General features: G+C 35.9%; 18 protein-coding genes and 2 pseudogenes. 19 read left to right on the top strand and 1 reads right to left on the bottom strand.

Features of this window, described 5'->3' with window-relative positions:
* The 17 genes and pseudogenes from AB1422_10995 to AB1422_10915 form a co-directional block, all read left to right on the top strand.
* Nucleotides 1-617, top strand: a 617-nt coding sequence (locus tag AB1422_10995) for an RHS repeat-associated core domain-containing protein (GenBank protein ID MEW6619841.1), incomplete at its 5' end; no start/stop codon positions are given.
* A 26-nt stretch (nucleotides 618-643) separates the two neighbouring features.
* On the top strand, nucleotides 644-1,381 hold the full coding sequence (locus tag AB1422_10990) for a tetratricopeptide repeat protein (GenBank protein MEW6619840.1): 738 nt from the start codon (nucleotides 644-646) through the stop codon (nucleotides 1,379-1,381).
* A gap of 43 nt (nucleotides 1,382-1,424) precedes the next feature.
* A pseudogene (locus tag AB1422_10985) lies at nucleotides 1,425-1,718 on the top strand (RHS repeat-associated core domain-containing protein).
* An 84-nt stretch (nucleotides 1,719-1,802) separates the two neighbouring features.
* Entirely contained in the window at nucleotides 1,803-2,072 is a 270-nt protein-coding gene (locus tag AB1422_10980; protein ID MEW6619839.1) for a hypothetical protein, read from the top strand.
* Nucleotides 2,073-2,080: 8 nt separating this feature from the next.
* Nucleotides 2,081-2,293 (top strand): hypothetical protein, encoded by a 213-nt coding sequence (locus AB1422_10975; protein MEW6619838.1) that lies wholly within the window; start codon nucleotides 2,081-2,083, stop codon nucleotides 2,291-2,293.
* Nucleotides 2,294-2,576: 283 nt separating this feature from the next.
* Nucleotides 2,577-2,690, top strand: a pseudogene (locus AB1422_10970) (RHS repeat-associated core domain-containing protein).
* A gap of 24 nt (nucleotides 2,691-2,714) precedes the next feature.
* Entirely contained in the window at nucleotides 2,715-2,837 is a 123-nt protein-coding gene (locus AB1422_10965; protein ID MEW6619837.1) for a hypothetical protein, read from the top strand.
* On the top strand, nucleotides 2,834-3,121 hold the full coding sequence (locus tag AB1422_10960; protein ID MEW6619836.1) for a hypothetical protein: 288 nt from the start codon (nucleotides 2,834-2,836) through the stop codon (nucleotides 3,119-3,121). Before AB1422_10965 ends, AB1422_10960 begins: the two co-directional genes overlap by 4 nt.
* Before the next feature lie 6 nt (nucleotides 3,122-3,127).
* Nucleotides 3,128-3,712: a hypothetical protein gene (locus AB1422_10955; protein ID MEW6619835.1), complete on the top strand. Its 585-nt coding sequence runs from the start codon at nucleotides 3,128-3,130 to the stop codon at nucleotides 3,710-3,712.
* Between the two features lie 218 nt (nucleotides 3,713-3,930).
* Complete coding sequence (locus tag AB1422_10950; GenBank protein MEW6619834.1) at nucleotides 3,931-4,503, top strand: RHS repeat-associated core domain-containing protein; 573 nt, start codon at nucleotides 3,931-3,933, stop codon at nucleotides 4,501-4,503.
* A 31-nt stretch (nucleotides 4,504-4,534) separates the two neighbouring features.
* Nucleotides 4,535-5,005, top strand: a complete 471-nt coding sequence (locus AB1422_10945) for a DUF4288 domain-containing protein (protein ID MEW6619833.1) — start codon at nucleotides 4,535-4,537, stop codon at nucleotides 5,003-5,005.
* Nucleotides 5,006-5,016: 11 nt separating this feature from the next.
* Complete coding sequence (locus AB1422_10940) at nucleotides 5,017-6,228, top strand: RHS repeat-associated core domain-containing protein (GenBank protein ID MEW6619832.1); 1,212 nt, start codon at nucleotides 5,017-5,019, stop codon at nucleotides 6,226-6,228.
* Between the two features lie 2 nt (nucleotides 6,229-6,230).
* Nucleotides 6,231-6,593: a hypothetical protein gene (locus tag AB1422_10935; GenBank protein MEW6619831.1), complete on the top strand. Its 363-nt coding sequence runs from the start codon at nucleotides 6,231-6,233 to the stop codon at nucleotides 6,591-6,593.
* A complete protein-coding gene (locus AB1422_10930) occupies nucleotides 6,569-7,144 on the top strand; it encodes an RHS repeat-associated core domain-containing protein (GenBank protein MEW6619830.1) in 576 nt (191 codons plus the stop codon). The genes AB1422_10935 and AB1422_10930 overlap by 25 nt, the downstream gene beginning before the upstream one ends.
* Nucleotides 7,145-7,240: 96 nt before the next feature.
* Nucleotides 7,241-8,491, top strand: a complete 1,251-nt coding sequence (locus AB1422_10925; GenBank protein MEW6619829.1) for an RHS repeat-associated core domain-containing protein — start codon at nucleotides 7,241-7,243, stop codon at nucleotides 8,489-8,491.
* Between the two features lie 13 nt (nucleotides 8,492-8,504).
* Nucleotides 8,505-8,951, top strand: coding sequence for a hypothetical protein (locus AB1422_10920; GenBank protein ID MEW6619828.1), 447 nt, complete (start codon nucleotides 8,505-8,507; stop codon nucleotides 8,949-8,951).
* A 57-nt stretch (nucleotides 8,952-9,008) separates the two neighbouring features.
* Entirely contained in the window at nucleotides 9,009-10,568 is a 1,560-nt protein-coding gene (locus AB1422_10915; GenBank protein ID MEW6619827.1) for a lamin tail domain-containing protein, read from the top strand.
* A gap of 534 nt (nucleotides 10,569-11,102) precedes the next feature.
* On the opposite strand, the gene AB1422_10910 is transcribed toward AB1422_10915, so the two are convergent.
* On the bottom strand, nucleotides 11,103-11,294 hold the full coding sequence (locus AB1422_10910) for a hypothetical protein (protein MEW6619826.1): 192 nt from the start codon (nucleotides 11,292-11,294) through the stop codon (nucleotides 11,103-11,105).
* Between the two features lie 104 nt (nucleotides 11,295-11,398).
* Here AB1422_10910 and AB1422_10905 point away from each other — a divergent pair, with 104 nt between their 5' ends.
* Both AB1422_10905 and AB1422_10900 read left to right on the top strand, forming a co-directional pair.
* Entirely contained in the window at nucleotides 11,399-11,650 is a 252-nt protein-coding gene (locus AB1422_10905) for a GxxExxY protein (GenBank protein ID MEW6619825.1), read from the top strand.
* Nucleotides 11,651-11,926: 276 nt separating this feature from the next.
* Nucleotides 11,927-12,088: a hypothetical protein gene (locus AB1422_10900; protein MEW6619824.1), complete on the top strand. Its 162-nt coding sequence runs from the start codon at nucleotides 11,927-11,929 to the stop codon at nucleotides 12,086-12,088.
* Nucleotides 12,089-12,679: the final 591 nt, after the last annotated feature.

Below are 12,679 nucleotides of genomic sequence, written 5' to 3'. Positions count from 1 at the left end.
TGATGACTGATAGTATGGGAGAAATAGTTTGGTCGAGTGATTATTTACCTTTTGGTGAGTTGATAAATACAGAGGGAAAGATTGAAAATAACTTCACTTTCACTGGCAAAGAATATGATGAGGCAACGGGCTTATATTACTTCGGCGCCAGATACTATGACCCAAAGGTAGGGAGGTTTATTACAAAAGACCCATGGTCTTGTACACCCGAAGATGAAAGAATTATAAATGGTGCTCTCTATCCTATCATTGCTCAACTTATTATTACAGAAGGTCTAACTATACCTCAGAATATTCATCCATACATGTATTGCTATAATAACCCCATAAACTACATAGACCCTTATGGATATTGTGGGGAAGAGATTGCTATTGGTGGATTACTCATTCCTCCTGCTAAACTGCTGGAGATAACTAAGGCAGTGAGAGGACCCTATATTACAGAATATGCAAAGCGACTTGATGCACTTTTAAAATGGGCAGCAAAAAGAGCTGTAATGAAAGCTACTTTTATAGCTGCTGATTGGATAGACCCTCCAATTCTTAATGAGGGTGAAAAGGAATTATTAGAGGAGTGGAGGAAAAAGTACGGTAGTGGTTCACAAAAAGTGGAATAGGTGGGGGAATTTGAGGTCAAATAGATATGGCTTTCTTAATACATTTATTCATATTTATTACAGCTCTAATAATAACTATATGTTTTTGGAATTTAGTTAATTATATTGCTGAAGAATATCTAATGAGGATATGGTGGTGGCAACAAATAAAGTTTATTCCATTAGGATTAGTTTTAATAGGAATTTATTTGTTTCTTGATTTCTTAAGGAGTAAAGTGTTTCAGGATATTGGTGACCATTTTAAATTGGGATATAATTTTTATACTCAAGAAAAACATAACGAGGCTTTAGTAGAGTTTGAAAAAGTAATAAAATCCAATTCTAAATGTTACCAAGCATATTTCAATGCCGCTAATATATATTATCTTCGTAAGGAATATGATAAGGCTTTAGAATATATAAGAATAGTGATAAAACTAAAGCCTAAATTTGGAACTGCTTATCTTCATCTTGGTAAATTTCTGCATGTAAAAGAGATAGAGGAAGTAGAAAAAGGGATAAATACCCAACAATTAGGTTTATACAAAGAAGCAATTGAATTATATAAAAAGGCACTTAAATTAAGGTTATCAGAAGAAAATAGGCTTCAGGCACATGCCTTACTTTCAGAAATTTATTTTCAATTAGGCTTAATAAATGATGGAAAAAAAGAACTGCAAGAAGTATTAAAAATAGAGCCAAATAACAAAATTGCCCATGATTATCTAAATGAATTAGCTAAAAAAGGATTTATAGAAAAAAGAGGACGATTTTCATTCTCTTAATTGTTCTTTGAAATAGGGTAGTTGGGGGTCGGAATGCACAAACCTGCTTTCTACATTCAAGGTTCCGACCCAATATTCTCTTAATGGTGTCAGAGTTAGGTATAGTGTTACAGGCAAGGTAAAGGTAGAGTTACCAGAGACAGAGTTTGAAAATAACTTCACTTTCACTGGCAAAGAATATGATGAGGCAACGGGCTTATATTACTTCGGCGCCAGATACTATGACCCGAAGATAGGGAGGTTTATAACAAAAGATCCATATACAGGTAATGTTTACTTTCCACCTAATTTACATAAGTATGTCTATTGCTATAATGATCCGATTAATTGGATAGACTTGTGGGGATTATGCCCGATAAGTCCAGAAGATCAGGCTTTAATAGAAGATTGGTTATCTGAGTTTGGATTAGGTTTTCTTGCTTTGCTTTTTCCAAAAGAGTTTTTATCCTCATTACTTGGATTAGCTCAACAAGCAGAACCTCCAAAATATCCACCAGAACCTCAATTTGATCCGAATCTTCACGAAGACCAAAGAGATAATGACTGGTACTATCATTGGCATGAAGATCCTGAAGATAAACACAAGAAAGGAGGTTCTCACTGGGATAGAGGACATTTACGTGATGGAAAACGCCAAGAATGGTCACCAGATGGAACAAATTGGTACCCTAAATCTCCAAAAAGGGAATAGAAATAACTATGGAAAATGGAAAAGTTAAAATTACATACGACAAGGATAAAAATGAAATAACTATTATGGCAGATGCCCAGGGATTAAGAGATTTATCCAATATTTGTTTAAGTATTATTGGTGAACTTACACCAGCGGGACATTGGCATTTGATGAGGTCTATGGGGAATTTAGAGGAAGGATCAATTGATACAATAATAATGTACTCAGAAGATTTATAGGAGGAAGGAAGAGATTAGGGTCACCTATGAAAAGGGTTTGTCAAGTAAAAAATATCATTCATAATAAAAATTTTTTAGTTGACAGAACCAGCATTTTATGAGTAAACTTTAAGTATACCTCTTTGCTTTTTCTTTTTAGCCCGACGAGGTTGACGGGGCACCCGCTTGCGGGTCGTCCTTGCGCTGGGGTTTTCTCTAAAGCAGAGGCAAAGGGGTTAAATTGACAACTTCTTTTGTTAACCCCTTTGATTAAAGAGAAAAACCTTAATAAAAGTCCTTAAAGATAGAGTTCTTTGAAAATAACTTCACTTTCACTGGCAAAGAATATGATGAGGCAACGGGCTTATATTACTTCGGCGCCAGATACTATGACCCGAAGGTAGGGAGGTTTATTACAAAAGACCCAATCTTAGAGCCAGTAGTGTTACAAACATTGCCTGTGCCATTTGAGGATATTCTTGAGGATACTATAGATTCTTCATCTCCTGATTTTATAGTCCCAGAGATGATAGATATTCCCCAAGACCTCCATCCCTATATGTGACTAACTGTTATAATGACCCGATTAATTGGATAGATCCGTTAGGATTGTGCGGAGAGAAACCGTGGTGGGTAATAGATGCGGAGTTAGAAAAAAAGATTTGGGCTGATGTTAAGGAAATAGCAGAAGGAATGTGCTTGGGTGGTGTTATAAAAGGGATAAAAGTACATAAGAGTAAAATTCGACCCAGCACCGCAGGCAAACATGAAAAGGGAATAAGTCGCAAAAAGAGAGATAGACCAGGTGGAGAAAAGGGTGATAAATATCGACCTTATAGAAGGAAGTGATAAAAAATGAACTCAGAAACTGCTAAAAAGATTGAAATCTACATTAGTCGAGAGGAATGGCGAAAAGCACGTTTGTTAATTTCCAGAGAATTAAAGAAATCACCAGACGACCATTGGTTAGTGACACGACTTGGCTCAATTTACTACGAAGAATATGAATACGAAAAATCATTGGAACTGAGTGAGAAAGCAATGAAGTTGGCACCAAAATGTCCATTGGTCCTATGGGATTATGCTGGATCGCTTGATATGGTAAATAAGAACAAAGAAGCGATAGCGATATGGAAGAAATTGCTTAAGAAAGGGGTAGAAGCAATAGCCTATGGTGACTGTGGAGAGGGTGTTCGTTGGGCACGTTCCTTGTTGAATGACTGTAGATATCGAATTAGTCGGAGTTATGAAAAGTTAGGAAATATTAGTGCGTCAATTAGATTTTTAGAGGAACATATAGCAAACCGTTCACCTGGTATCCCAAGCATTTATGACCTATCTGTAGTCAAGCGCGAACTATCTGAACTCCTTTTGAAAAAGGGAGGTGGATTTGGGGTCACCTATGAAAAGGGTTTGTCAAGTAAAAAATATCATTCATAATAAAAATTTTTAATTAACAGAACCAACATTTTATGAGTAAACTTTAAGTAGACCTCTTTGCTTTTACTTTTTAGCCCGACGAGGTTGACGGGGCACCCGGTTGCGGGTCGTCCTTGAGCAGGGGTTTTCTCTAAAGCAGAGGCAAAGGGGTTAAATTGACAACTTCTTTTGTTAACCCCTTTGATTAAAGAGAAAAACCTTAATAAAAGTCCTTAAAGATAGAGTTCTTTGAAAATAACTTCACTTTCACTGGCAAAGAATATGATGAGGCAACGGGCTTATATTACTTCGGCGCCAGATACTATGACCCGAAAGTGGGGAGGTTTATTACAAAAGACCCAATATTAGAACCAGTAGTGTTACAGACATTGCCAGTACCATTTGAGGATATTCTTGAGGATACTATAGATTCTTCATCTCCTGATTTTATAGTCCCAGAGATGATAGATATTCCCCAAGACCTCCATCCCTATATGTACTGCTACAATAACCCAATTAATTGGATAGACCCGTTTGGACTATGCCCGGAAGAGTCTGGACTTGAATCTACATGGGATGAGTTAATGCTTATCCCAGGGTTAGGACTTGTTGGGAAAGCAGGGAAAGGAGCAAAAACTGCACAGGAGATAATTTCTCTGGCTAAAAAGGGTAGTATTCTTAGAGAATTTCCTAGTGAAATGCTTGGAAAAACACTGGCAGAAATAGAAGCTTTGGCAAAAAAAGGTAATTGGAAAGCAAGGAAAACTTTAAAACTTCTTAAGCAAAAGAAGTATAGTAAGTCTAAAAAGTAAGAAGATATAAAAAGGAGAGAGATAATCTGTTGTGGTTAGGAATAAAAAGTATCAAAAAAGCAATTTATCATCAGAACAAAACATATCTCTTACCAAAACCAGAAAATCTATGAAATGGTATGTTGCAAAAATAGTTATGCAATGTAAAGTAGGTAAAAAGGATTCCGGTCCTTGGACTTTTGATGAGCAAATTCGGATTATTCAAGCACCAGACAATGAAACAGCTTACTTAAAAGCTCTTAATCTGGGTAAAGAAGAAGAACAGAAATATAAAAATATTAAAGGCGAAGTTGTTCATTGGATATTTTGTGGACTTTCTGATTTAGAAGAAATATTGGCTGATAAAATTGAGGATGGAACTGATATTACCAGTACTTTATATGAATCAAATCAGTTATTGGAATTAATTAGAGAAAAAGAAGATTTAACAGTATTTTGGTCTGAACGAAATAAAGATAAAACAGCAGAAGAACTTTTAACAGAAAAGAAAGAGGGGCAGTAGGGGGGCAGACCTTGAATGTAGAAAGCAGTTCCTTTTACATTCAACATTCACGGTCTGACCTCAACATCCCCCATAATACCGGTGGTAGAAATTCTGGTTCTTCTCTTTCACCATTAATTGATTTATCCGGGATAAAAGATAAGATTAGATTAAATTTCTGGACAAGATGGCAACATGAGTCTTATCCTTCTGGGAATTATGACAATATGAAAGTAGAGATTTGGGATAGTCAGAAGTGGAATAGGATTTTTTATAACGATTGTAATGAAGGACCATCGGTTATGGACTGGCATGAGGAATCCTTTGATATTTCAAACTACGCGGGTAAGAAGATAAAACTAAGATTTAATTTTGATACAGTAGATGGGTGGTATAACGACTATGAAGGGTGGTATATAGATGATGTAGAGATTATCAAGGGAGAAGATAAACCTGTGTATGTGCCTTTAGGAACTATCTCCTATATTTATGCTAATGATGAATTAGTCGCGAGGGTAGATAAAAAACCTGCTCAGTCCGAGAAAGTATATTATTATCATAATGATTACTTAGGTTCAACAAGGGTGATGACTGATAGTATGGGAGAAATAGTTTGGTCGAGTGATTATTTACCTTTTGGTGAGTTGATAAATACAGAGGGAAAGATTGAAAATAACTTCACTTTCACTGGCAAAGAATATGATGAGGCAACGGGCTTATATTACTTCGGCGCAAGATACTATGACCCGAAAGTGGGGAGGTTTATAACTAAAGACCCAATGTTAGAACCAGTAGTGTTACAAACATTGCCTGTACCATTTGAGGATATTCTTGAGGATACTATAGATTCTTCATCTCCTGATTCTCCTGATTTTATAGTCCCTTATACGATATACACCCCTGAAGACTTTCATCCTTACACCTACTGCTACAATGATCCACTTAATTGGATAGATTCATTTGGACTATGCCCTGAAGAGCCTGGACTTGAATCTACATGGGATGAGTTAATGCTTATCCCAGGGTTAGGACTTGTGAGTAAAGGATCTAAATGGGCAGTTAAATTTATGCGATATAAAAACGCAGGAGGAGGAGGACTTAACTTTTATAAAAATGGAAAAAGAGTTTTTGGTATTGATTGGCATAAATGGGGAAAGGAAGTGAATAAGTTTTGGCAGAAATTTCACTATCATAGTGGAAAAACTAAATCTCAGCTAAAGAAACATAGACCATGGGAGAGGTAGTTATGGATAAACAAGATAGCATAAGATGTAAAATAAAAGATATTTGCCAAGATGTTTTACTAGGGAAAATTAAAAATATTCAAGAGCTTGAAAAGGTATGGCCTAAAAATATTACCGAAGAGTTTTTTGAAGAAATATTTGGTGATATTACAGAATACTTTGTACATTTAGATTACACAAATAATTTTCCACAAAAAGATTCTTGGGAATATCTTTCTCTGTATGTGGCAAGTAAAATATTAGAGCATAAAAAGGATGCTGAAATTTTGAAAAGATGCTATGATAAAGTCTTAGATTATAATGACATTTCTGACGTTGAAATAGACAGAAGGATAGAAGAGTGTTTATCCGGGGAGTGTATATAGAGGGGGAATCGGGGGGCACCTATGACCCATTTGGCAGACGAATTGGGAAGGCGGTCTTTGGTTCTTTGACAGGATATATTTATGATGGAGAGGATGTGCTGGCGGAGGTAGAAGAGGGGAATGTAGTAGTCAGCTATGTCCATGGTCCCGGGATTGATGATTTGATTAGTATGACAAGGGATGGCGAAAGTTACTATTATCATGCAGATAGTTTGGGAAGTATAGTTCACTTAACAAATCCAGATGGTGAGTCTATAGCGAGTTATAGTTACGATGCTTTTGGTGCTCTTAGAGATAAGATAGGTGATATACCTAATCCATACCTCTTTACTTCGAGAGAATTTGATACTGAATCAGGCTTATATTTCTATCGGGCGAGGTATATGGATGCAGATGTTGGTAGGTTTATTACCAAAGACCCAATATTAGAACCAGTAGTGTTACAGACATTGCCTGTGCCATTTGAGGATATTCTTGAGGATACTATAGATTCTTCATCTCCTAGGGAGGATAGTAGGGAGGATAGGGTCGAATTGTTCTTTGAAAATTAAGCATCCCTGATAATAGAGATAGCACCATTTTTTAGAGACCTGAATCCAGGAGATGGTGGTAAGATTACATATAAGGATTTAGGTGATAAATGGGTAATGAGTTGGGAAGATGTACCATTGTACTCGCCAGGTGATAAAAAAGAGACATTTCAGGTAATACTGAATGTGGACGGTTTGATTATATTTCAGTATAAAGAGCTACAACATGTAGATTCTTATGTAAAGGCAGGGATAGAAGATGAGCGAGGAAAAGAGGGAATAGGAATTAGTCAGACATCACTTGCCAATGGCAAGGCATACGAGATAGTGCGGGTAGTCCAGAAGTTAGAATCACCACCGGCAGAGAAGGTAACTATTACCAGTAAGACCTCGTATGTCTATGGTAATGGGCAGTTATGGGTTAAGCTAGAGGAAAACCCGCTTGGCAGTCCAGCAAAACCCTATTACTACCATAATGACCACTTAGGTTCAGCAAGGGCTATTACTGATAAAGATGACAAGGTAGTCGAGCAGTATTTCTATTATCCCTTTGGTGGTGGCGGACCTACAGGGGGACCAACATTTACAGGTAAGGAGTTGGATGAAACAGGCTTATTTTACTTTGGCGCCCGCTACTACAACCCAGCACTGGGCAGATTTATCCAGCCTGATCCAGTTGAGAATAGTTTTAAACCAGAAGATCTCAATAAATATGTCTACTGTTACAATAACCCTTTCAAGTACATTGATCCTACAGGGATGAGAAATAATATAGTCTCAGATTGGTGGAGTGGATGGTTTGAAGGTTTTATAAGATTCTGGATTGGTGATGATTTGGCTGATAGGATATTTACTTCTGAAACCAGATTGATGTTTGAAGGATTTACCGAACCAATGTTTGAGAAGATGCTGGATATTTCTACTGGTATCCCCACGGCCTCAAAAGCATTAGGAAGTCCAGAAGTAGGATTAGGAGAAACAACGCTGGCTGTTAGTATGGCAGCATTCTCAATATTACCTGGCGATGAGGCTATTCGATTAGGAGTGAAAGGTTGGAAACTTGGTGACCCTGTTAATAAACTAACCAGGGCTGGTAAATACCCAAGCTGGAGTGCGGTAAGGGCAAGAGTCTGGAAGAATGAGGCATTAAAACCTGATAGTCTAAAGAAATGGGGTGTTGAGAATGTTGAAAGAATGAAAAAAGGTCTTCCTCCACACCGAATTAATAATATAGGGAAATTGGAATCTCTGGAGTTACATCATATTAAAGGGAGAGATATTGTTGATCCTCATAATCTATGGAATTTAGAACTCGTATGGCCTATTGAACATGCCAAAGTTGATCCATTCAGATATACAGGATATTAGGAGGTGAGACTAAATGGTAGTATTTGAAGATGAATTTAGGAAATCAAAAGGGCATCCTATAGAATATAAGGGAAAAATTCTTAGAAGGTGGGATAAATTTCCGCTTGAAAATAAAAGTCAAAAATTAAAGGTGGTTTTTGAATCAACTAATTCTGAATGGTGTCAGGGAATAAGTTTAAAAACAGATAAGGGAATTGAAGTTAACGGAAAATTATTTAAAGAAAGTATTGGTTTATGGGAAAATACGGCACCAAAAGAGGTTGAGATTATATGCAAAAGTAAAAACGGGGAATTAGAAGTTGTAAATGTTTGGAGTACAGGAGATGGGGTAATTCATTCCTGGTTAAATGGGGCTGCAATGATAGTAGAAGAGCTCCCAAATGGCCGTAGATACAAATGTAACGATGCTCATCCAGATGATAACTTTGATGATATTATCTTCAGGATTGAGAGATGTTAAGATTGATAGACAAAAAATACAGAGTAAAAAAAATAAAATATATCCATTCACATAAACATGAAAAAATATCTAAATAATATTCTTATATCACTGGTATGCTTACTTTCTCTATCAGGAGTAAAAATAGTAAGTGCTCGTATAGTAATAAATGAGGTCATGTATGATCCTAAAGGAGCAGATAGTAAAGGGGATGAGTGGATAGAATTTTATAATACTGGAGCAGATGAAATAGATATGACCTGGTGGGAACTTGGGGATGAAGATGGTAATTGGTATACATTTCCAAATTTTGTATTAAAACCAGGAAGATATGTAGTAGTACATTATAATTCTAAAAATACTCCCGCGGACAACACTACAACAGATTTATATACTGGCGTAGCTGATAAATGGACTAATACCGAAGACCAAGTATCCTTGTATAGAAGTTCTATTCATGACGCATCAACTATCATAGACTTTGTAACCTATTGTAGTGATAATATGTATACTATACCTAATTCAGATGATGATATTGCGGTCCAGGCAGAGATATGGACAAATGATACCTATATTGATACCTTTAGCCTCAAAGAAGATGATTCCTTTGGATTAAGTCCTAATGGAATTGATACAAACGAGGTGACTAATTGGTCTATCTTCAAAAATTCTACCCCAGGAGCACCCAATTTATCTACACTCCCCCCATCTACTTGTATAATAATAAATGAAGTAGGTTTTAAAGAAGACGATAGTGAAGATTGGATAGAACTTTATTGCAAAGATGACGGGAATGGAGGAAAAGGAATTGATATTGGTGATTGCTATTTAGAAAGAGATGGTTGTACAATAATAAAAACTATTTCTCCTATGACGATTATAAAAACAGGTGAGTATCTTGTGCTCCATAAAGGCGACCCTTCCAGGGACGAGAAAAATTCTGACTTAGATGGTATCATTGATTTATTTGCTCATAGTACTGCACTGGTATCTACAGATTCACAAGTAGTATTTTATGATGCTGTGGGTAATATTGAAGATGCAATATGTTGGGCTAATTATGATGATAACTGGAGTAAGGGCGAGAAAGTAGATGTACTTGTTAAAGCAAATCAATGGATTATTGCAGGAGAAAAAGCAGAGGAATCAGATTGTGTAAATACTAGTTCTGTTAATGATAAAGAATCAATAGCTCGGATAAATACTGTAGATACGAATAGTAAAAATGATTGGCAAGTAGACCCTACACCTACTATGGGTAAAGATAATAGAGAAATTCCTGTGAGAGCAAATATTTCAAAAATTGAAGTCTCTAAAAGCCCATTTGAACCTATTAGAGAAATAACAGAAATCTCATTTGTTTTAGCCGTTGAGTCTTCAGTAAACGTTATAATTTATGACATAAGAGGTCGAGAGATTAAAACATTGATTGATCGTGAAAACTTATTATATGGAAAGAATAAAGTTACATGGGATGGTAAAGATAGAGAAAATAGAGTTGTTCCTATAGGTGTCTATATTTGTTATATCGAAGCTATAAATTCTATATCTAAAAGTGCTGATGCAGGAAAGATAGTTATTATTGTAGCGAAAAAGTTATCAGGGGGGAAGATTGGGGTCAGGCCCAAAGGGAGTTAGGCAAAGGGAGTTAGGGTCAGATCTTGAGTGAGTGTTGACAATAGGTATAATTTTAGGTATGAGCTATCTCTTTGGATAACAAGTAGTTAGAGATAGCAGATAGAAAAATAGGTTTGGGGTCAATTAGAAAAAATTAAAGAATTTTAAGAAAAATGCCGAGGATACCTAATAGAAAGATAAATTTTTTTAAACTGGGAGGTATCCTCGATGAAAGAATCACATTTAATTAATCGGCAAAATTTTCAGAAAACTTTAGCCTTTTCTCTGGAAAGCCAGGTTGGGGCCAGACCTTGAAAACAAAATTTGCTTAATTAGTATGTCTATGACAATGGCGAGTTAGGTGTTAACTTGGAAGAAAACCCGTTTGGCAGTCCAGCAAAACCATATTACTACCATAATGACCACTTAGGTTCAACAAGGGTGATTACGGACAAAGATGGTAAGGTAGTTGCACAAATCTTCTATTATTCTTTTGGTGGTGGCGGGGGTAGATTAGGATCAGACCTTGAATGTAGAAAGCAGTTTCTTCTACATTCAACATTCACGGTCTGCCCCCAATAGTTCCAAAAGTAAAATATAAAGAAAAGGGTAACCATTCAGGCTATATATCAAAAGTGTAAGAAAGGGGATAAGGAGATAAGGAAGATATGGAGATAAGATAATAGAAATAGATTGAAATTTATAGAAATAGGTAGAAATTGATTGTGGGAAACAACAAATTTCCATAAATTTCTATTAGTTTCTACTAATTTCAATTTTTTTAATAATATCTCCTTATCTCCATAATCCCCATATCTCCTTTTCTTACACTCTTTCAACCTTTATGCTAGATTAAGACACCACCGAGAGTTGAGACAGAGAAAGAAATACTAATCTACTACGAAGGAGAAGAAGTTGGGAAACACAGATTGGATATTCTTGTAGAAAGCAAGGTAATAGTAGAACTAAAAACGGTGGAGGAATTAAGCAAAGCTCATTATGCTCAGGTTCGCTCATATTTAAAAGCTACAGGTGTAAAGGTGGCTATTCTTGTAAACTTTGCTAAAGAAAAGGCAGATTTTAGAAGAGTGGAATTAGAATAATATCCCCTTATCTCCTTAATCTCCCTATCTCCTTTTCTTACACCAGGCAGTGGAGTATAATTTTGTTTTCCCAGGTCGACCTATTTCACAGGTCGAATAAGTGCTATATATGTAACTGTTCTTTCTGACAAAAATCGAAAAAATACTTGACTTTTGTTAAAATATATGCTATATTAAACTATAGTTTCGTGATTTTTAGAAGATTGAAATCCCCTGAGAACACCAGGAAGAGGAATTATTGCAAGGTTATGGCTAAACCATGAGTTGCAAAAAATAGTGAGTGAATTACAAAATTCCAAATCACAAATAAATTCCAATGACCAAAAATCAAAATTCCAAACAAAAGAAGAAGAAGTGCTTTTCAATGAGGCAATAGAATTAAAGAAGAGTTATATTTCCCTCTTGAGAGGGGTTAGGAGTGTGTCCTTCAATTATTGAAAAACCTAAATCTGACATTATTGAGTAAAATATTCAACTCCCTTTAACAAAATTGACAAAGCAATAGGTTTTGGAATTTGGTGTTTGGAATTTATTTGGAATTTGTTATTTGAAATTTGGAATTTATATTGCAAGGTTATGGTTAAACCATGATGAATAAATTCACGAAACTCCAGTTAAATATATAGTAAGTGTTCAGGTTGTAATAAAGGAAAAATGGAAAAACCAGGGAAAAAGGGTAAATCTAAGAAGGGAAGAAATTAAGAGGTTGATAAGTCTGTCCTGGCGACAGGTCAGGGTGAGAGGTTAAGATGGATGTTTTGCTTCTCACAATCTCATCTTTTTAACTTCTTTTCTTCCTTTCCCATTTTTTCCGTGTTTCCCCTTTTTCCTTATGGACACTACCTGAACGGTTACCTTTAATCTTTGTGTCGTGGTATCTTTGTGGCTGAACAATTACAAAAAGGAGGTTGGTTAAAATGTTAAAACAAAATAAGAGTTGTAAGTATAAGAGAGAGAGAGATTACGAAAGAAAAGAAGTTTTAAGTGGAGGTTTTTTATGTTTTTTAAGCAGGCTGATAGTATTAATTG

The organism is bacterium, assembly GCA_040757115.1.
Lineage (GTDB): Bacteria > UBA9089 > CG2-30-40-21 > CG2-30-40-21 > SBAY01 > JBFLXS01.
Note: the sequence above shows the minus strand (reverse complement) of the source record. Positions and strands in the feature narration are given on the sequence as shown.

Coding starts and splice junctions, on each gene's coding strand:
- AB1422_10990 (MEW6619840.1), top strand. CDS start 644: ATGGCTTTCTTAATACATTTATTCATATTTATTACAGCTCTAATAATA.
- AB1422_10975 (MEW6619838.1), top strand. CDS start 2,081: ATGGAAAATGGAAAAGTTAAAATTACATACGACAAGGATAAAAATGAA.
- AB1422_10955 (MEW6619835.1), top strand. CDS start 3,128: ATGAACTCAGAAACTGCTAAAAAGATTGAAATCTACATTAGTCGAGAG.
- AB1422_10935 (MEW6619831.1), top strand. CDS start 6,231: ATGGATAAACAAGATAGCATAAGATGTAAAATAAAAGATATTTGCCAA.
- AB1422_10925 (MEW6619829.1), top strand. CDS start 7,241: ATGAGTTGGGAAGATGTACCATTGTACTCGCCAGGTGATAAAAAAGAG.
- AB1422_10920 (MEW6619828.1), top strand. CDS start 8,505: ATGGTAGTATTTGAAGATGAATTTAGGAAATCAAAAGGGCATCCTATA.
- AB1422_10915 (MEW6619827.1), top strand. CDS start 9,009: ATGAAAAAATATCTAAATAATATTCTTATATCACTGGTATGCTTACTT.
- AB1422_10910 (MEW6619826.1), bottom strand. CDS start 11,294: ATGGAAATTTGTTGTTTCCCACAATCAATTTCTACCTATTTCTATAAA.